The organism is Alistipes senegalensis JC50 (assembly GCF_025145645.1).
Classification (GTDB): domain Bacteria; phylum Bacteroidota; class Bacteroidia; order Bacteroidales; family Rikenellaceae; genus Alistipes; species Alistipes senegalensis.
In genome coordinates, this window is the sequence record NZ_CP102252.1 from 2,082,746 (window position 1) to 2,102,594 (window position 19,849).

The 19,849-nt window shown below is 59.1% G+C and carries 18 protein-coding genes and 1 tRNA gene; 14 read left to right on the forward strand and 5 right to left on the reverse strand.

The genetic code is table 11. From position 1 onward, the window contains the following. Positions 1-4 precede the first annotated feature (4 nt). Both NQ519_RS08120 and NQ519_RS08125 read left to right on the forward strand, forming a co-directional pair. Positions 5-1,489, forward strand: a complete 1,485-nt coding sequence (locus NQ519_RS08120; RefSeq protein ID WP_019151659.1) for a RagB/SusD family nutrient uptake outer membrane protein — start codon at positions 5-7, stop codon at positions 1,487-1,489. Between the two features lie 4 nt (positions 1,490-1,493). Next, positions 1,494-2,402: a hypothetical protein gene (locus tag NQ519_RS08125; RefSeq protein WP_019151658.1), complete on the forward strand. Its 909-nt coding sequence runs from the start codon at positions 1,494-1,496 to the stop codon at positions 2,400-2,402. Positions 2,403-2,479: 77 nt separating this feature from the next. On the opposite strand, the gene frr is transcribed toward NQ519_RS08125, so the two are convergent. From frr to pyrH, 3 genes are read right to left on the reverse strand one after another with little or no spacing between them, the layout of a single operon-like run. Continuing rightward, the gene (gene frr, locus NQ519_RS08130; protein ID WP_019151657.1) at positions 2,480-3,037 is read right to left on the reverse strand and encodes a ribosome recycling factor; all 558 of its coding nucleotides are present in this window, start codon (positions 3,035-3,037) and stop codon (positions 2,480-2,482) included. 12 nt (positions 3,038-3,049) lie between these two features. Next, a complete protein-coding gene (locus NQ519_RS08135) occupies positions 3,050-3,625 on the reverse strand; it encodes a TlpA family protein disulfide reductase (protein WP_019151656.1) in 576 nt (191 codons plus the stop codon). Positions 3,626-3,629: 4 nt separating this feature from the next. Further along, the gene (gene pyrH, locus NQ519_RS08140) at positions 3,630-4,337 is read right to left on the reverse strand and encodes a UMP kinase (RefSeq protein WP_019151655.1); all 708 of its coding nucleotides are present in this window, start codon (positions 4,335-4,337) and stop codon (positions 3,630-3,632) included. 261 nt (positions 4,338-4,598) lie between these two features. Here pyrH and dxs point away from each other — a divergent pair, with 261 nt between their 5' ends. Further along, entirely contained in the window at positions 4,599-6,476 is a 1,878-nt protein-coding gene (gene dxs, locus NQ519_RS08145; RefSeq protein WP_019151654.1) for a 1-deoxy-D-xylulose-5-phosphate synthase, read from the forward strand. Positions 6,477-6,562: 86 nt separating this feature from the next. Here dxs and NQ519_RS08150 read toward each other — a convergent pair whose 3' ends face one another. Further along, entirely contained in the window at positions 6,563-7,324 is a 762-nt protein-coding gene (locus tag NQ519_RS08150) for a YaaA family protein (RefSeq protein ID WP_026076707.1), read from the reverse strand. 4 nt (positions 7,325-7,328) lie between these two features. Next, on the reverse strand, positions 7,329-8,102 hold the full coding sequence (locus NQ519_RS08155) for a radical SAM protein (RefSeq protein ID WP_019151652.1): 774 nt from the start codon (positions 8,100-8,102) through the stop codon (positions 7,329-7,331). Between the two features lie 322 nt (positions 8,103-8,424). On the opposite strand from NQ519_RS08155, the gene NQ519_RS08160 reads away from it, so the two are divergent. From NQ519_RS08160 to NQ519_RS08205, 11 genes are all read left to right on the forward strand, one after another. After that, complete coding sequence (locus NQ519_RS08160) at positions 8,425-9,696, forward strand: aminotransferase class I/II-fold pyridoxal phosphate-dependent enzyme (RefSeq protein ID WP_019151651.1); 1,272 nt, start codon at positions 8,425-8,427, stop codon at positions 9,694-9,696. 180 nt (positions 9,697-9,876) lie between these two features. Next, positions 9,877-9,949: transfer RNA gene (locus NQ519_RS08165), tRNA-Gly, on the forward strand. A gap of 74 nt (positions 9,950-10,023) precedes the next feature. Beyond that, positions 10,024-10,332: an alpha-L-rhamnosidase C-terminal domain-containing protein gene (locus NQ519_RS16255; protein WP_227901164.1), complete on the forward strand. Its 309-nt coding sequence runs from the start codon at positions 10,024-10,026 to the stop codon at positions 10,330-10,332. Between the two features lie 409 nt (positions 10,333-10,741). Further along, positions 10,742-11,287, forward strand: coding sequence for a UpxY family transcription antiterminator (locus NQ519_RS08170; RefSeq protein WP_026076706.1), 546 nt, complete (start codon positions 10,742-10,744; stop codon positions 11,285-11,287). A gap of 303 nt (positions 11,288-11,590) precedes the next feature. Next, positions 11,591-12,712, forward strand: coding sequence for an MraY family glycosyltransferase (locus tag NQ519_RS08175; RefSeq protein ID WP_257005806.1), 1,122 nt, complete (start codon positions 11,591-11,593; stop codon positions 12,710-12,712). A gap of 47 nt (positions 12,713-12,759) precedes the next feature. Next, the gene (locus NQ519_RS08180) at positions 12,760-15,177 is read left to right on the forward strand and encodes an SLBB domain-containing protein (RefSeq protein WP_173390140.1); all 2,418 of its coding nucleotides are present in this window, start codon (positions 12,760-12,762) and stop codon (positions 15,175-15,177) included. A gap of 11 nt (positions 15,178-15,188) precedes the next feature. Then, positions 15,189-16,307, forward strand: coding sequence for a Wzz/FepE/Etk N-terminal domain-containing protein (locus NQ519_RS08185; protein WP_019151647.1), 1,119 nt, complete (start codon positions 15,189-15,191; stop codon positions 16,305-16,307). Positions 16,308-16,314: 7 nt separating this feature from the next. Further along, positions 16,315-17,217 (forward strand): glucose-1-phosphate thymidylyltransferase RfbA, encoded by a 903-nt coding sequence (gene rfbA, locus NQ519_RS08190; RefSeq protein WP_019151646.1) that lies wholly within the window; start codon positions 16,315-16,317, stop codon positions 17,215-17,217. 15 nt (positions 17,218-17,232) lie between these two features. Then, entirely contained in the window at positions 17,233-17,808 is a 576-nt protein-coding gene (gene rfbC, locus NQ519_RS08195; RefSeq protein WP_019151645.1) for a dTDP-4-dehydrorhamnose 3,5-epimerase, read from the forward strand. Beyond that, positions 17,805-18,689, forward strand: a complete 885-nt coding sequence (gene rfbD, locus NQ519_RS08200; RefSeq protein ID WP_019151644.1) for a dTDP-4-dehydrorhamnose reductase — start codon at positions 17,805-17,807, stop codon at positions 18,687-18,689. The genes rfbC and rfbD overlap by 4 nt, the downstream gene beginning before the upstream one ends. A 3-nt stretch (positions 18,690-18,692) precedes the next feature. Further along, positions 18,693-19,838 (forward strand): dTDP-glucose 4,6-dehydratase, encoded by a 1,146-nt coding sequence (locus NQ519_RS08205; protein ID WP_019151643.1) that lies wholly within the window; start codon positions 18,693-18,695, stop codon positions 19,836-19,838. Positions 19,839-19,849 lie beyond the last annotated feature (11 nt).

The following is a 19,849-nucleotide window of genomic DNA, read 5'->3' on the forward strand; positions in this document are numbered from 1 at the left end:
GACTATGAAAAATTTGCTTTATATCATTTCGCTCTGCGGGCTGCTCACGGCGTGCGACCTGCAGGAGGAGCCGTACGGATTCTATTCCGACGACAATTTTTACAAGAATGAGACCGATGCCGAGTCGGGGCTGCTCTATGCCTATAATGCCTTGACGTTCCTCGAATATTCGCGCGGCATCTTCTACATCGGCGACATTCCGACCGAGACCATGTCGCCCAAGAGCGACGAGGCCGGCGATGTCTACCAGCTTGAGAACTGGATCGCGGGCCGCGAGACCGAGCAGTTGAAATACTATTTCAAATACTGCTACATTGCGATCAACCGCGCCAATACGGTGATCGACCATATTCAAAACAGTTCGGCGCTGAGTGAGACGGCCCGCCGCCGTATTCTGGGCGAAGCCTATTTCCTGCGTGCGTGGAACTATTTCAACCTGGTGCGCACGTTCGGTATCGTCCCCGTGCAAACGCAGATGGTGGCGGAACTGTCGCAGACGACGCCTCCGATGGCGACGGGTCTCGACCAGCTTTACGACCTGATCTTCGGCGACCTGACCCGGGCGGACGACCTGCTCGAAGTCAACAAGGTTTTCGGACGGGCGGACAAGGTGGCGGCGCAGTCGTTGATGGCCAAGGCTTACCTGACCGTCGCCTCGTCGAAGGAGCACAACGTTTACCGCTATACGGAGATGCGCCGCGAACCGCAGATCATGTACGACAGCGCCGCTTATTGGGCGGGAAAGGTCGTTCGTGATTATAGGGACTCGTACGATTTCGATACCGACCTGCGCGCCATCTACGATGTGGACAAGCCCACGGGACCCGAGCATATCTTCATCATGCCGATCGACCGCAGCGGTACGCAGGAGGGCAACTATTCCAAACTGCCTTTGCTTTTCCTGCCGTCGAACAACTCCGTGCCGTTTTACATCCGTTACGGCAACGGCGATTTGCAGCGGGCCAACGGCAACGGCTGGGGCGTTTTCCTCTGCAACGACGAGTTCGTCGAGACGCAGTTCAGCACCACCGACAAGCGCCGTACCGAGCTGATTCATCGTGATATATACGATGCCTCGGGCAATCCGATCGTGCCCAACCAGGTCAAGGGTTACTTTTCGAGCAAATATGTCGATCCCGATTTCATCGGCGAGCGTACCAGCGCCCGGCCTTATCTGATCCGGTTTTCGGATATTGCGCTGGTGTATGCCGAGGCTGCGGGACCCGAAGAGGGGTTGGCCTATGTGAACCGCATCCGCGAAAGAGCCGGTGTGACGCCGCTTCCGTCCGGAATGACGACGGATGAATTCCGCAAAGCCGTAATCAAGGAGCGTGCGCTCGAATTGGCATTCGAGGGCAACCGGCTTTACGATCTTCGTCGCACGGCCTCGGTTACGACCACCGACATCAGGGCTGCCGGACTGAGCGAGGCCGAAGCCGCCTATTATCCGATCCCGCAGCGTGAAATAGATTTGAATCCCAATTTGTAGCGTTATGAAAAATCTGAAATATATCGTATTGTTGCTTTCGTGCCTGACTGTGATTTCCTGCACGAAGGATATCGACGAGAAGGAGCCGAGCAACGAATGCTCGATTCTCGACATCAAACTGACGGGGCAGCTGGGCAAGGCCACCATCGAACGGGTGGACGACAATCAGGGAACCGTGATTCTCTATATTTTCGAACAGGCCGATTATCCGTGGGAAGCGGTAGGCGTCGAGGCGCTGGCCCTCTCGGCCTATGCCACGGCGGATGTCGCCGACGGCGGTACGCTCGATTTTCGGAATCCGGACCGCAAGGCGCGTATCATCGTGCGTTCCCAGACCGGGAAGCAGGTGCTGTGGACGGTTTATCTCAAACCCTACGACCCGTTCTATGTCGGCACGTGGTCCGTCAGCGACATCAAGATCTACGTGGATCAGAATATCAGCGGCAACGGTACCGGGAAATGGGATACTTCGATGGGCGGTTCCGAGTTCGGGACGTTTGCCTCTCCGGAGCTGGACAACGTCATCACGATTACGATGAATGAGGAGATGGTTGACGGGAAGTTCACAGGCAAGATCGTCAATGCCGCCGGGGCCGACGGGCTGTACGGGTCGTTCAAGGGCGTCTATCCGGGCGAGTACACCGAGGATGCTCCGCTGGATATGGACCCGCGTCTGCGGCATCTGATTCCTGCCGGGGAGTCCGACTGGGTGCTGGACCTCTCGACCAACGAGATGAAGATCTCGAAGAACAACATCACCTCGACGATGACTTTCAGCCAGGATACTTCGGGCAATCTTTTCTTTGATTTCGCTTTGCCGGATGCGTCGGGTGATACGCCGGGCAACAATTTCTATAATAATTTCTGGCGCAGTTCGTACAAGTTCTCGTACATCGTGCGGGCCGCCGAATAGGGCGGACATACTAACCTTAACGAAAAACCGGACCTGCCGTCGGCAGGTCCGGTTTTTCAGTTGTCGGAATGAACGGTCTATACCGTCATGATCTCCTTCTCCTTTTTGGCGAGGACCTCTTCGAGGACCTTGGAGAACTTTTCGAGCAGTTTCTGCGACTGCGTTTCACCGTCTTTCGACTCGTCCTCGGGCATGCCCTCCTTCTGGGCCTTCTTGAAGGCATCTACGGCGTCGCGGCGGGCGTTGCGCAGGCTGATGCGCGCCGTTTCGGCCTCCGAACGCACCTGCTTCACCAACTCCTTGCGGCGCTCCTCGGTGAGGGGCGGAATCGACAGGCGGATCTGCTCGCCGTTGTTCGAGGGCGTCAGGCCGATGTTCGAGTCGATGATCGCCTTCTCGATCGGCCGCAGCATGTTCTTGTCCCACGGCTGGATCAGGATGGTTTTGGCGTCGGGTACGGTGACGCTGGCGGCGCCCGAGACGGGAACCTGCGAGCCGAAATAATCGACCATCACGCCGTTCAGGGCGTTGGGCGACGCTTTGCCGGCGCGTACGTTCAGCAGTTCCTCTTCGAGGTGGTCGATGGCCTTCTGCATGCGGCCTGTGGCATCGTTGAGAATCGTTTGTGTATCCATGACGTTTGAGGTTTAATTTTCGAGTGTCTTTTCAATGGTGCGGATCAGGGCGTCGAACTCCTCGTCGTCGTAGCCCACCGTGGCGAGGATCACCTTGCCCTGCTTGTCGATGAGGAAGTTGCGCGGGATGTAGTCCGTCGCATAGCGGTCGTAGACGGTCCGTGCGGAGTCGAGGCCCATCGGGAACGTGTAGCCGGTCTTTTCTCGGAAAGCCTCCACCGTTTCGCGCTTCTCGCCGCGCGAGACGGGCAGGAAGACGAAGGGTTTGCCGGCGAAACGGTCGATGATCTCTTTCTGCACGCGAGTCAGCTCCTGGCGGCAGGGCGGGCACCACGTGGCCCAGAAATTGAGCAGCACGACCTTGCCGCGCAGCTCTTCGAGCGACAGACGGCTGCCGTCGGTCAGTTCGACCGTGAAGCCGGGAGCCGTCTCTCCGGCCCCGACGAGCGTGGTCGCTTCGGTCTTCGTCTCGGCGCTCTTCCGGGCGTTGCGGCTGCCGCATCCGGGGAGCAGCAGGATGACAGCGATGATGACGGTGATCAGCGCCAGCATCACCCACAGCGATTTGTTGCTTTTTTTCTTGGCCATAGCTTTACGGTTTTACGAGCGTTCCGATCGGTTCCCCGGCAAGTACCTTGCCCAAATTGCCTTCGGTGTCCATGTCGAAGACGATGATCTGCAAGCCGTTTTCGCGGCAGAGCGTGAAGGCCGTGAGGTCCATGACCTTCAGCCGGCGGTCGAGCACCTCCTCGAACGAGATTTCGTCGAATTTCACGGCCGCGGGGTCCTTCTCCGGATCGGCCGTGTAGACGCCGTCCACGCGGGTGCCTTTCAGCAGTACGTCGGCCTCGATCTCGATGCCGCGCAGGGCCGAGGCCGAGTCGGTCGTGAAATAGGGGTTCGAGGTGCCGCCTCCGACGATCACCACGTAGCCCGCTTCGAGATACTCGATGGCACGGGCCTTGGAGAAATACTCGCCGATCGGCTCCATGCGGATCGAGGTGAGCACCTTGCACTTGACCCCGTTGTCCTCGAGCGCCGATTGGAGCGCCAGCGAATTGATGATCGTGGCGAGCATACCCATCTGGTCGCCCTTCACGCGGTCGAAGCCCTTTTTGGCGCCCGAGAGGCCGCGGAAGATGTTGCCGCCGCCGATGACGATGCCGATCTGCACGCCCGTCGCCGCTGCCGCCTTGATCTGTTCGGCGTAGGATTGCAGCACCTCGGGCGAAAGCCCGTACTTTTGTGCGCCTTGCAGCGATTCGCCGCTCAGTTTCAGGAGTATCCGCTTGTATTTCATCTCTGATGCGTTTTATCGTAACGCGAAGATAGGTATTTTTTCGAGAAATTTGCATATTATTGTCTATCTTTGGTGTCGTTACGGCACTTTTGTCGGTCGGGGCGTTTTGCCGCACCGCATGCAATCCGGTTTTGGCGCCCTCCGTTCTTTTTCCTATCTTCGGAGGCGTAACGCCCCTTTTAGGAGTCGATAGGTTGTCCGGAGACCGGGCGTGATCCGGTTTTGGATTCGTTCGTTCTTTTTCCTATCTTTGCAATCCTTATGTCGTCGGAAGAATATAAACTGCTCGATACGATCTCGTCGCCGCGGGAGCTGAAAAAGCTCTCGGCGGAGGAGCTGCGCGTTTACTGCGACGAGCTGCGACGCTATATCATCGACGAGTGTTCGGTCAACCCGGGGCACCTGGCTTCGAGCCTCGGGGCCGTGGAGCTGGCCGCGGCGCTGCATTATGTCTTCGAAACCCCGGAGGACAAGATCGTCTGGGATGTCGGCCACCAGACCTACGCCCACAAGATCATCACCGGACGCCGCGAGGCGTTCCGGACCAAGCGCCGGCTGAACGGCATCAGCGGCTTTCCGCGCATGTCCGAGAGCGAATACGACGCTTTCGGGGGCGGCCACGCCTCGGTGTCGATCTCCGCGGCTTTCGGCATGGCCAAGGCGGCTGAACTGCGGGGCGAGAAGCGGCAGGTGGTGGCCGTCATCGGCGACGGTTCGATGACCGGCGGGCTGGCTTTCGAGGGGCTCAACAACGCCGGGGCCTCGAAGCGCACGAACCTGCTGGTGATCCTGAACGACAACAACATGGCCATCGATCAGGCCACCGGGGCGCTGAAAAACTACCTGCTGAAAATCTCGACTTCGGTCCACTACAACCGTTTCAAACAGCGGCTGTGGGGCATTCTGTCGCATACGCCGCGTCTGCTGAGGCTCTGCCAGAAGGCGGGCAACGCCGTGAAACAGGGCCTGCTGAACAAGAGCAACCTCTTCGAAAGTCTCAATTTCCGCTACTTCGGGCCCGTGGACGGCCACAACCTCAAAGAGCTGGTGCGGACGCTCCGTGCGCTGCGCGACATCGAGGGTCCCAAGCTGCTGCACGTTATGACCGTGAAGGGCAAAGGTTACCTTCCGGCCGAGCACAACCAGTCGGTCTGGCATGCTCCGGGGTGCTTCAATCCCGATACCGGCGAGCGGATTTCCGCTCCGGCCGATGCGGCGCGCTATCAGGATGTCTTCGGCGAAACGCTGTTGGAACTGGCTCGCAGGGATGCCCGCGTCGTGGGCGTCACGCCCGCCATGCCGTCGGGCTGTTCGATGAACATCCTCCTGCGCGAAATGCCGGAACGCTGTTTCGACGTCGGTATTGCCGAAGGGCATGCCGTGACCTTCTCGGCGGGACTCGCCGCGGCGGGGATGGTGCCTTTCTGCAACATCTATTCGACGTTTATGCAGCGGGCTTACGACAATGTGATCCACGACGTTGCGATACAGGGCCTTCCGGTGGTGATGTGCCTCGACCGCGGCGGATTGGTGGGCGAGGACGGCGTGACGCACCACGGGGTCTTCGACATGGCCGCTTTCGGGGCCGTGCCGGGACTGACTGTCGCCGCGCCGATGAACGAACCCGAACTCCGCAACATGATGTGGACCGGCTTGCAGGCCGGCGCACCCTTTATGATCCGCTATCCCCGCGGGCTCGGGGAGGGGCTGCCGTGGCGGGGCCTGCCGTTCGAGACGCTGCCCGTGGGCCGCGGACGCCGCCTGCGCGAGGGGCGCGACGTGGCGTTGGTGACCGTCGGGACCGTCGGCAATGCGGCGGCCCGGGCCGCGGAACGCGCTGCGGCGCAGGGGGTGGAGGCGGCTCATTATGATTTGCGCTGGGTGAAACCCCTCGACACGGAGTTGCTCGACGAGGTGGGGCGCACGTTCCGCCGCGTCATTACCGTCGAGGACGGCTGTCTGCGCGGAGGTGTCGGCGAGGCTGTCGCCGCCTATTTCAATGCCCGCGGTTACGATGCGCACGTCACGTGTCTGGGCATCGGCGATACCTGGGTCGAACACGGCACGCCCGAACAGCTTCACGCGCTCTGCGGCTACGACGAGGAGTCGATTCTCCGCGCCCTCACGCAGCCCGCTTGAGAAGCGGGTTTTAGGGGCGCAGGCGTAAGACGTCTGTATAGCGCGTCGTCCCGCTCTCCGTTCGCTTCTGCACTTCCTGTAATTTGTTACATGGTAAATGTCCAGTCGTCGCCGCGGCTGAGGGAGGGATCGAACCGGAAACCCTCCCATTCGAAGGCTTGAAGCGTCGCAGGGTCGGTGATCCGGTTTTTCAGTATGTGCCGCGTCATCTCGCCGCGGCACATTTTCGTGTAGATGACGATGGTTTTCAGCCGGTCGCCCTCGCGGATGCGGAACTCCGGGGTGATGACCCGCACTTCGCGGCACACGCGCTTCCAGTCGAAGAGCCGTTTCATCTCCCCGCTGGCCAGGTTGACCAGAATGCCGTCGTCGCGCCGGATTTTGTCCAGCAGGGCGTCGGTCAGCCGTTCGTGCCAGTAGGCGAAGAGCGTCTGTTCGTCGTGGCCGGGCAGCACGGCGTCGCCTTCGAGCCGGTAGGGGCGGATGGCGTCCAGCGGGCGGAGCACTCCGTAGAGGAACGACGTGATGTTGAGGTGTTCCTGGGCGTATTCGAGGTCGGCGGCGGAGAAGCTCGCCGGGTCGATGCGTTTGAAGACGATGCCCGTGTAGGCCGCGAGAGCCGGGAGCGCCGGGGTGTCGCTGTCGTGGAATCGGCGGTAGCGCAGGTGGTTTTCGGCGGCGATGCGGCGGTTGACGCGCAGCAGCCGCGCCAGTTCGTCGGTCGGGAGCGTCGCCAGCTCGGCGGCCAGCCGCCGGGCCTCTTCGAGATGGACCGGAACGGTCGTGCGGGGCGTTGCGACGGAGCTCCGCTCCGCCATCGTCTTGGCGCAGGAGAGGAGTATTTGCATGGCGTCAGGCTACGGAGCAGGGGATGCCGAGGGCCTCGACGCGCGCGGCGATGGCCTGCAACTCCTCTTTGGAAACTTTTTCGAGCGTTTGGCAGGGGGTGTCGCGGTCGAGCGAGTAGACCATCACCTGCCGCGGATGGATTTCGCCGACCAGCTTCAGCCACGCCGCAACCTCCTCTTCGGTGGTGTTGTCGATGGGCTGTCCGTCGCACGTTCCCCGCAGAAACATCGTTTGCAGGATCATTTTTCCTTCGAAGCGTTTCATCTCCTCGACGATGCCCCGGACCGTGTAGGCCGGGTTTTGCGGGTTGTTCATCCGCCGCACCGTCTCGTCGAACGCCGAGTCGAGTTTGAGAATGTTGTTGTCCACGCGCAGCAGGGCCCGGCGGACGCTGTCGCGGTGGATCTGCGTGGCGTTGGAGAGCACCGAGACTTTCGCCGCGGGGCACAGCGCGTCGCGCAGGGCCAGCGTGTCGCCGATGACGGCTTCGAATTCGGGGTGCAGGGTCGGTTCGCCGTTGCCGGCGAAGGTGATGACATCGGGTGGGGTGCCGTCGGCCACCATCTGCCGCAGGGTGGCTTCGAGTTGGATGCGGACCTCTTCGCGGGCGTTGAAACGGCGCGCTCCGGGGTGTTCGGCGTTCCAGCCGCATTCGCAGTAGATGCAGTCGAACGAGCAGAGTTTCGACGCCGTGGGCAGCAGGTTGACCCCCAGCGAGAGGCCCAGCCGCCGCGAGTGCACCGGGCCGAAGATGATGTCATGGAATAGCGATGTCATAGGGCAAAGATAGTGCAAGGTGAGCGGAGTGCCAAATTTATTTGAGCACTTCCGAACCGCCGCCTATCTAAGGCAACGCCAAAGATCGTGCAAGGCGGGCGCAAAAGCAAGTTTTACTTGCATTTTGCCGAACCGAATTGTCGGGCCGGGTCGCGCGTGCGGATTCTTGCTGCCCGGCGCGGCTGAAATCTCGGAAATAAGTATAAATGCGTATCCGTGCGGAATAAAAAACGGTTATTTTTGACTGCTGATTCTGTTTTATTTATACTTTTGTGCGTCCGAATCGAAAAAATCGTACATAACTTACTAATTACAAGATAAAATGGTTGATATTTTTTCACGCCTCGAAAAGAATGCGGGCGGACCGATCGGTCAGTATATGTCGTATGCCCACGGTTATTACGCTTTCCCCAAACTCGAAGGCGAAATCGGCCCCCATATGGTTTTCCGGGGCAAGAAGATGCTCAACTGGAGCCTGAACAACTACCTCGGACTGGCCAACCATCCCGAAGTGCGCAAGGCGGATGCCGAAGGCGCCGCCAAATTCGGAATGGCCGCCCCGATGGGTGCCCGCATGATGAGCGGACAGACCGTTTACCACGAACAGCTGGAGCGTGAGCTCGCCGAGTTCGTCGGCAAGGAGGATGCCTTCCTGCTCAACTTCGGCTACCAGGGCATGATCTCGATCATCGACTGCCTGCTGACCCCGCGCGACGTGGTCGTCTACGACGCTGAGGCGCACGCCTGCATCATCGACGGACTCCGCCTCCACAAGGGCAAGCGGTTCGTGTTCGGCCACAACGACATGGAGTCGCTGCGCCTGCAACTGCAACACGCTACGGATCTGGCCGAAGAGCAGAACGGCGGCGTGCTGGTGATCACCGAAGGCGTGTTCGGCATGAAGGGCGATCTGGGCAAGCTGGACGAGATCGTGGCGTTGAAGAAGGATTTCCAGTTCCGCCTGCTGGTGGACGACGCTCACGGCTTCGGTACGATGGGCCCGGGCGGCCGCGGTACGGCGGCGCATTTCGGCGTCGTCGATGGCGTGGACGTGCTTTTCAACACCTTCGCCAAGTCGATGGCCGGCATCGGCGCTTTCGTAAGCGGTCCCCGCTGGCTGATCAACCTGCTGCGCTATAACATGCGTTCGCAGCTTTACGCCAAATCGCTCCCGATGCCGATGGTGATCGGCGCGCTGAAGCGTCTGGATCTGATCCGCAACCACCCCGAATTCCAGGAGAAACTCTGGGAGAACGTCCGCGCGCTCCAGAGCAGCCTGAAAGAGAACGGTTTCGAGATCGGTGTGACCAATTCGCCGGTGACGCCCGTCTTCCTGAAAGGCGGCATTCCCGAAGCCACGAACCTGGTTGTGGACCTGCGTGAGAACCACGGCATTTTCTGCTCGATGGTGGTTTATCCCGTGATTCCGAAGGGCGAAATCATCCTGCGCATCATCCCGACGGCGGTGCATACGCTGGAGGACGTGAAAGTTACGATCGAGGCATTCAAGGCCGTTCGTGAGAAGCTCGAAAGCGGTTATTATGCTTCGCTGCCCATTCCGGTCCGCGCCGACGAGGGCTTCAAGGTACGTTAGTTTCCGGGCGGGAGTTTTCTCTCCGCCTGTCGTATGGGACAACCCCGGCTTCTGCGGAGCCGGGGTTGTTTCTTTAAGTGATAAAATTTGTCGGAAAATTTTGCAGAATAATTTTTTTCATTTTATATTTGCAGTCCCGAAACGCAGGGAACAGCGGTTTCCGAGGTGCGGGAATAGATTGCGGAAATAGCTCAGTTGGTAGAGCGCAACCTTGCCAAGGTTGAGGTCGCGGGTCCGAGTCCCGTTTTCCGCTCACGAGGTCCTTTTCGAAGGGCCTTTTTTGTTGGGCAAGATTGCGCGATGCGAAGCAAACAATTCTGTATATCAATGATATGCGGGATTGTTTCGTTTTTGTGCCGTAGCAAAAGACAGCAAGTAAAAGCACCTTCTCCGTGTGCCGAAGCGCTGTTTCGCGGTGGAAAAATCCCGGTGCCGACGGTCGCAGGCGACATCCGCGTGCCGTGGCGCCCCGTGAAGCGGGAATGCGAACTTCGGCTGGCAGTTCCCGGGGAAACGACTGCCTGCGTGTCCGTACCCGGAAAGGCTCCGTGCCGATTACGAAGCCGGAAAACACTCGAATGTCTATTGAACGGGGCCCCCGGCTCTTCTGTTCCGCCGCTGCGCCGGATGCAATGACGGGGATGTCGCCGCAATACCGGCTGGTTATGATCGTTATGTGCGATCGGAAAACACCTATCGTTATATAGATTCGATCTGACACACAATAAGGGTCTTTCGATACGTCAAATCGTAACTCGTTGATATTCAATGTGTAAATTTTTAGGGGGGGGGGGGATTTTTCGGCCGAAAACCGCCGGATAATTTGGCTGTTCAGGTAAAAGTAATTACATTTGTGCACTAAGTGCAATGGTTTCTGATACAGAGGTCGTGCATTGAGCTGCGGTTCTGTCTTAGATTTAGGAATGGAATCGGCGAATTGATTCAATGATCGGACTGAGAATCAACATGGTATCCTTCGTATGCTGCGTGACTGGAAGACTTGTTTCCGGACACGGGGGAATACAGGGAATGTCCGTACGTTAACATGACAACCGGCGCCGGATACATACATTGGTACGGGTTGAAAGTCTTTTTCAACAAAGTATTCGAAATAGAATCTTTGCTTTCTGCCGACGGGGTGGAGAGTTATATCCCTTGCGAAATGGTTACGGTGGAGGTTCGCGGCATCTGGAAACAGGTGCGGCGGACGGTCATTCCGTCGCTGATGTTCTTCCGCTCCACCGAGGAATATGCCAGAGAGCTGCAAACGTCCCCCCCCCTTCGGGGCCGCGTGATGCTGTATACCTATGTGAACGAAAAGTGGAAGAAGGTTCCCTTCCCGATTTCGGAATACGAGATGGATATGTTCAGACTCGTCACCTCGTCAGGGGCCGCCGGGCTCGATTATTTCGGGGACGACAGCATCGTTTACGGCATCGGGGACCGCGTCCGCGTCACGGGCGGGGTTTTCAAGGGCGCCGAGGGCTACATCAAGCGGATCAAGGGAAAGCGGAGGCTGATCGTCTCCATCACGGGCATTTGCGCCGTGGCCACCTCGTTCATCCCGAACTGCTTTTTGCAGAAGATCTGAGAGGTCGTTCAAGACCGCAGTTCCGGGGTTCCCGGATCGGTTAATCACGTATTTACAACATGACGGACTGCCGCTTCTGAAAACGACGGCCGGGGTCGTTGCGGACCGGATGTGCGTTTTGGAACGGGATATGGATATGCTCCCTCGTGGGGGAGAGTGATGGACGGGGTCCATCGGGGTGCGCCTCCTCCCGATGTCGCGTGACCTGAATGAAGAGGATTATCGAATGGTTTCTGGTAAAATTTCAATTTGCGAAGTATGACGCCTCAGTACTCTGTATTATTGTCTTTGATAATCTCGCTGATGGTTGTCAGCTGGATTCATCCGCGTTTGGTTAAGATCGCCCTGTTGAAAAATCTCGTGGACAATCCGGATGGCCGCAAGTTGCAGCGCCGGCCGGTTCCGGTTTTGGGCGGGATCGCCGTTTTCTTCGGCATCGTCATCGGATACGGGAGCGTTTGCGGCATGGTGAACTATGCCGGGATGCTGATCGTGATCATGGCCATGATGATCATGCTCTATATCGGGACGATGGACGACATTCTGAGTCTCTCTCCGGCATTGCGGTTCACGGTCGAATTCTTCGTCGCGTTGCTGCTTATCTTCAACGGGAATTATCTTCTCGACGATTTTCACGGTTTGTGGGGCGTCGGGATGTTGCCCGATTGGATGGCTGTTCCTTTGACGATCGTCGCCGTGGTCGGCATTATCAACGCCATCAACCTGATCGACGGCGTGAACGGCTTGTCATCGGGTTACTGCATCACGGCCTGTACGATGTTCGGGACGTTGTTCTACCTGTCGGGCGATATGAAAATGACGATTCTGGCCGCAGTTTCGGTCGGAGCCCTGATCCCGTTTTTCCTGCACAACGTTTTCGGCAAGACTTCGAAAATGTTCATCGGCGACGGCGGGACGTTGGTCATGGGAGTCGTCATAACGGTCTTCGTCATCGAGACGTTGCGCAGCGGTTCGTCGTGCGGGGCTTACGTGGAGCCTCGGGTCGGGTTGGTTCCCTTTTCGTTGGCCGTCCTGTGCATTCCGGTCTTCGATACGCTGCGGGTCATGTTCTCGCGTATTCTGCGCGGGGTGTCGCCGTTCCGGCCCGACAAAACCCACCTGCACCATATGTTTATCAATCTGGGGTGTTCGCATGCCGCCGTGACGCTGGCCATCGTCGCGTTGAACACGTCTGTCGTGTTGTGTTGGTGGGGGTTGACGAGATTGGGGGTTTCGATAGACGTGCAGCTTTATGCCGTTGTCGTCATGGGCTTTCTGGTCACGTTCGGGCTCTATCACTTCATGGAGTGGCATTTGCGCAGGAACACTTCTTTCCTGCGGGCTGTCCGCCGCCTCGGCTACCGGACCCATGTCAGCCGGCGGGGCGTTTTTCTGCGGATGCAGCACTTTCTCGACCGGCTTTAGAGATGCCGGGGTTTACGAACAATCATCATCAAAGAGAATAAATCGTTATGCACGGAATAGCTGAAAAAGTCCGTCTGTTTCTATTGTTTTTTTTGTTGGCCGCTCCTTTTGGGACCGCTTATTGTCAGATGAGCGACGAAGCGGTTGTCAAGTACGCTTTGGAGGGCCGGCAGTCCGGCAAGAGCGATCAGCAGATCGGCAAGGAGTTGTTGGCGCGCGGCGTCACGCCGGAGCAGGTTGAGCGCTTGAAGCAGAAATACGAGGATAGCCGGACATCCTCGGAGACTGTTGCTGCGGATCAGGTCATCTCGGGCCAGCGCCGGGAGCGGCCCCGTTCGTCGTCCGATACGCTTGCTGTCGAGATTCCTCCGGTTCCGGACCCGGCCGAAAGGGGTGCGGATTCCCGCGCTGTTTTCGGTCGCAACGTGTTCCGGAGCCGGGCTCTGACTTTCGAGCCGAACGAGAATCAGGCCACGCCGGAAAATTACAGGCTGGGCCCCGGCGACGAGGTCATTATCGACATCTGGGGCGAGAACGAGCGGAGCCTTCGGGAGGAGATCTCCCCGGAGGGAAATATCATGGTCGAGCAGGTGGGTCCGGTCTATCTGAACGGGCTTACGATCAAGGAGGCGAACGCGAAGTTGCGGGGCGTTTTCGGCCAGATCTACGCGGGAGTTTCGGGCGACAGCCCCGCGTCGGAGGTCCGCGTTACGCTGGGGCGTCTGCGGACGATTCAGGTGAACGTGATGGGCGAGGTCGAGATGCCGGGCACCTACCGGTTGTCGTCGTTCGCCACGGTGTTCCATGCCCTTTACCAGGCCGGGGGTGTCACGGACATCGGCACCCTGCGCAATATCCGGGTGCTTCGCAGCGGGCGTGAGGTCGCGTCCGTGGACATCTACAAATACCTTTTCCACGGGGATTCGAAAGACGACATCCGCTTGGAAGAGGGCGATATCGTGCTGGTCCCCTCGTACGATCTTCTGGTGGAGGTCACGGGGTGCGTCAAACGTCCGATGCGCTACGAGATGGAGGCCGGCGAGCCGTTGTCGCAGTTGTTGGCCTATGCCGGCGGGTTCACGGGCGACGCCTACGGGCGCGAGGTTCGCGTGGTGCGCACTATGGGGCGGGAGCACGAATTGTTCAACGTGGACAGCGTCGGTTATGGGACTTTCGCCCTGATGGACGGGGATTCCGTTGCCGTCGGGCGGGTGCTCGATCGTTATGCGAACCGGATCGAGGTTCAGGGTGCCGTCTATCGTCCCGGGATGTACGAACTGGGCGAGGGCACGCATACGGTCCGGGAGTTGATCGGACGTGCCGAAGGACTCCGGGAGGATGCTTTCCGGGGCCGGGCCTTGTTGTTCCGGGAGCGGGACGACCTTACTCCGGAGATCGTGGCCGTGGACCTGGAAGGGGTTCTTTCGGGGCGGTTGACGGATATTTCCCTGCGGCGCAACGACGTATTGGTCGTGTCGAGCGTCCATGATCTGGAGGACCGCGGGGGTTTCACGATCGGCGGCGAGGTGGCCCGCCCGGGAGTTTATCCCTATGCGGCGCATACGACGGTCGAGGACCTCATCGTGCAGGCCGGAGGACTTCTGGACGGTGCCTCTACGGTGAAGGTGGAGGTTTCCCGCCGGTTGAAGGACCCGAAGAGCACGACCCCCTCGAACGGAGTGGGCAAGGTCTATGCGTTTTCGTTGAAAGAGGGTCTGGTCGTGGACGGAGAGGCTGGTTTCGAACTGGCTCCGTTCGACGTGGTGGAGGTCCGGCGGAGCCCCGGCTACCAGCCCCAGCGGCAGGTCGTACTCGACGGGGAGGTCGTTTTTACGGGGAATTACACGCTGATCCGTAAGAACGAGCGTTTGTCGGACCTTGTCAAGCGCGCCGGCGGGATCACGGATGACGCCTATGTGCGCGGGGGCCGTCTGATCCGCCGCATGAACGAGGAGGAGCGTGCCGTACGGGATGCGGCGCTTCGCGCCGCACAGCAGAACCGCGGAGCCGATTCGGTTTCTTTGGAGAAACTGATGGCGGACGATTACTATGCGGTGGGCATCGAATTGGACAAGGCGCTGTCGAACCCCGGTTCGGACTACGATGTGGTGCTGCGCGAGGGGGACCGGCTGGTGGTTCCGGAGTATGTGAGCACGGTCAAGATCAACGGGGATGTCATGTACCCCAATACGACGGTCTATTTGAAGGACAAGCGGGTGAAATACTATATCGCTCAGGCGGGCGGCTACGGGGCGCGTGCCAAGCGGAACAAAGCCTATATCGTTTATATGAACGGCCGCGTCGCGCGCGTGAAGGGCCGTGCGAAGGTGGAGCCGGGCTGCGAGATCATCGTTCCGTCCAAGCGCGATCGCAAGCGGATGGGCATTGCGGAGATTCTGGGTCTGACGACCTCTGCGGCGTCGATCGGCACGATGGCGGCGTCGATTGCGAACATGACGAAATAACGGAACGGACGATGGAATCGAACAACATGCAGCAGCAGCCGGAGACTGCGGATCAGGAGATCGACCTGATCGAATTGGCGCAGAAGCTCTGGCAGGGTCGCCGGATGATCGTCCGGTGGTGTATCGCAGGGGCTTTGGCGGGACTCGTCATCGGGTTCAGCATCCCGAAGGAGTACACGGTGACGGTGAAGCTGGCCCCGGAGATCCAGGGCGGGAAGACCTCGCTGGGGGGCCTGGGTTCGCTGGCCTCGATAGCCGGCATCAACATGGGGAACATGAACTCTGCGGATGCGGTGTCTCCGGATCTGTATCCGGACATCGTGCAGTCGGTTCCGTTCATGACCGAGTTGTTCGGCGTGGAGGTCGCCGACGCGAAGGACCGGAAGACCATGCCCCTTTATGACTATGTTTCCGAGGAGTTGCGGGGCCCGTGGTGGGGTGCGGTGCTCGCGGCGCCTTTCAAGGCGCTGGGGTGGTTCGCGGGGTTGTTCCGCGCGGAGGAGCCGGAGGATGAAGGTCCCACAGACCCGTTCCGGCTGACCAAAGAAGAGAACGAGGTGGTCAGATCGCTCCAGGAGCGTATTTCGACGAGCGTGGACAAAAAGACGCAGGTGGTGTCGTTGTCGGTGACGATGCAGGACCCGTTGATCGCGGCGACGCTGACCGATACGGTGATGCTGAATTTGCAGAACCACATCACGCAGTACCGTACGGACAAGGCGCGGCACGATCTGGAGTTCACGCAGCGGCTGTTCGACGAGGCGCAGGGGAAGTATTATGCGGCTCAGCAGCGTTACGCGCAGTATGTGGACCAGAATCAGGCTCTCTCGCGCCGAAGCTTCCGCACGGAGGAGGAGCGTTTGCAGAACGAGATGTCGTTGGCTTACAGCCTCTACAACCAGACGGCGCAGCAGTTGCAGTTGGCCCGGGCGAAGGTCCAGGAATCGACTCCGGTCTACGCCGTGGTGCAGCCCGCGACGGTGCCTTTGAAGCCCTCGAAGCCTTCGAAGATGATGATTCTCGTCGGCTGCGTGTTCCTCGCCGGGGCCGCGGCCGCTGTGTGGTTACTTTTCGGAAAGGAGTTCATCGGGGCGTTCGGGAAACAGGAAAAAACCGACGATTCGATATAGCGCGGCGATGAAAGGCATCGTTTTGGCAGGCGGTTCGGGTACGCGCCTGTACCCGATCACCAAGGGGGTGAGCAAACAATTGCTTCCGGTCTACGACAAGCCGATGGTCTATTATCCGCTGTCGGTTCTGATGTTGGCGGGTATCCGGGATATTCTTCTGATCTCGACGCCGCAGGACCTTCCGGGCTTCCGGCGCCTGCTGGGCGACGGCTCGGATTATGGAATCCGTTTGAAGTATGCCGAACAGCCCTCCCCGGACGGTCTGGCTCAGGCATTCCTGATCGGTGAGGAGTTCATCGGCGGGGATTCGGTGTGCCTTGTCCTGGGCGACAATATCTTCCACGGAGCGGGTTTCTCGGGAATGCTCCGGGAGGCGGTCCGCACGGTCGAAGAGGATGGCAACGCTACGGTGTTCGGTTACTGGGTGGACGATCCGGAGCGTTATGGAGTGGCAGAATTCGACAAATCGGGAAACTGCCTTTCCATCGAGGAGAAGCCGCAGCATCCGAAATCGAACTACGCGGCCGTGGGCCTCTATTTCTATCCGAACAAGGTCGTGGAAGTGGCCAAAAGCATCGAGCCTTCCTCTCGCGGGGAACTGGAGATCACGGCGGTTAACCAGCGTTTCCTTTCGGACGGAGAGTTGAAGGTTCGGACCTTGGGCCGGGGTTTCGCGTGGCTGGATACGGGGACGCACGACTCGCTGAGCGAGGCTTCGACGTTCATCGAGGTTATCGAAAAACGTCAGGGACTGAAGATCGCCTGTCTGGAGGGCATTGCCTACCGGCAGGGATGGATCACGGCAGAGAAGCTGCGCGAGGTGGCGGCCCCGATGCGGAAGAACCAGTACGGGCAGTACTTGCTGAAAGTTATCGGGGAGCCGGAACGTACGGGCGAAGCGAACCTTTAATTCGCAGAATACGCTATGAATATCATACAGACATCTATCGAAGGAGTGGTTATCGTCGAGCCGCGCCTTTTCCGGGACGTGCGGGGATACTTTTTCGAGAGCTTCTCGCAGCGGGATTTCAGCGCAAAGGTCCGTGCGGCGGATTTCGTCCAGGACAACGAGTCGCGCTCGACTTATGGGGTGTTGCGGGGGCTTCATTTCCAACGGCCTCCTCATGCACAGTCGAAGTTGGTGCGGTGCGTGCGCGGGGCGGTTCTGGACGTTGCGGTGGACATCCGCCGCGGGAGTCCCACTTACGGACAACATGTCGCCGTCGAGCTTACGGAGGAGAATCACCTTCAGCTGTTCATTCCGCGGGGCTTCGCACACGGTTTCGCGGTGTTGAGCGAGGAGGCCGTTTTCCAGTACAAGTGCGACAACTACTACGCTCCGGAGGCGGACGGCGGCATCTCGATACGGGATGCGGAGCTGGGTATCGACTGGCGGATTCCGGCGGAGGGAGCCATCCTGAGCGAGAAAGATACGCGGCATCCGTTGCTGCGGGATTTCGTTTCGCCGTTTGAGTACACTGAAGACCTTTACAAGCTATGAATATATTGGTTACGGGCTCCGACGGACAGTTGGGGCGCGCTTTGCGGCGGGCTTCGGTCGCCTCGTCGGACCGCTACTTTTTTACGGACGTTGCGGGGGACGATACCCTGCGGCTCGACATCACGGATGCGGATGCCGTGGAAGGGTTCGTCCGCGAACACGGGATCGGCGTTATCGTGAATTGCGCGGCTTATACGAATGTGGACCGTGCCGAGGAAGATGCGGCACGTGCGGAACTGCTGAACGCCACGGCGGTGAAGCACCTGGCCCGTTCGATGAAAGGTGTCGGCGGGTTGCTGGTGCACGTCTCCACGGACTATGTTTTCGGCGGCGATCCCTACAACACGCCGTGCCGCGAGGAGCAGAAGGGCACGCCCACGGGCGTCTACGGAGTGACGAAACTGCATGGCGAGGAGGCCATCCGCAGCGTCGGATGCCGGCACGTGATTTTCCGCACGGCCTGGCTCTATTCGGAGGACGGGAAGAATTTCGTGAAGACGATGCTGCGTCTGACGGAGGAAAAAGAGGAGCTGAAGGTGGTTTTCGATCAGGCGGGCACTCCGACCTACGCCGGGGACCTCGCCGGAGCGATCTATACGATCCTCGAAGAACGTAAGTACGACGGTTGCGAAGGCACCTATCACTATTCGGACGAGGGCGTGTGCTCGTGGTACGACTTCGCGAAGGCGATCGCCGAATATGCGGGCCATCGTCGGTGCGATATTCAGCCGTGCCACAGCGACGAGTTTCCGTCGAAGGTGAAGCGGCCCTCCTACTCGGTGCTGGACAAGACGAAGTTCAAGAAGACCTTCGGGATTGCAATTCCCTACTGGACGGACAGCCTCCGCAAATGTATCGCAAATATCGCCAAAGAGAAATAGAAGATGGATTTCAAACGCAACATCATCGTCACGGGCGGCGCGGGCTTCATCGGAAGCCATGTGGTGCGCCTTTTCGTGAAGAAATACCCCGATTACCGGATCATCAACGTCGATAAGCTGACCTATGCGGGCAACCTTGCGAACCTTAGGGACGTGGAGCAGGCCCCGAACTATGTTTTTGTCAGGGCGGATATCTGCGATTACGAACGCATGTCGGCGCTGATGCGGGAATACGAAGCGGACGGAGTGATCCATCTTGCCGCAGAGAGCCATGTGGACCGCTCGATCCGCGATCCGTTCACGTTTGCGAAGACCAACGTGCTGGGTACGCTCTCGCTGCTGGAGGCCGCGCGGGTGTACTGGGAATCCCGCGGGGAGGGATACGACGGCAAATTGTTCTACCACATCTCGACCGACGAGGTGTACGGGGCTTTGGAGATGACCCGTCCTCAGGGCATCGAACCTCCGTTCACGACCACGGCATCGAGCGGCGAACATCATTCGGCTTACGGCGAGGAGTTCTTCACCGAGACCACCAAATATAACCCTCACTCGCCCTATTCGGCTTCGAAAGCGTCGTCGGACCACTTCGTCCGGGCCTACCACGATACGTACGGCATGCCGACGCTGGTGACCAACTGCTCGAACAACTACGGTCCCTACCAATTTCCGGAGAAGCTGATCCCGCTGTTCATCAACAATATCCGCCGCCGGAAATCCCTGCCTGTATATGGAAAAGGCGAGAACGTCCGCGACTGGCTCTATGTCGAGGATCATGCGCGGGCCATCGACACGATCTTCCACAGGGGCAAGGTCGCTGAAACCTACAACATCGGAGGCTTCAACGAGTGGAAGAACATCGACATCGTAAGGGTGCTCATCCGCACTGTGGACCGTCTGCTGGGAAATCCCGAAGGATATTCGGACGACCTGATCACCTATGTCACCGACCGCAAGGGGCATGACATGCGTTACGCCATCGACTCTCGAAAGCTCCAGCGAGAGCTGGGGTGGGAGCCTTCGCTTCAGTTCGAGGAGGGTATCGAGCGGACGGTGAGGTGGTATCTGGACAACCAGGCGTGGCTGGACAATATCACTTCCGGAGAGTATGTGAACTATTACGAGAGTATGTACGGAAACCGGTCGTAGGGTTTTCGAAA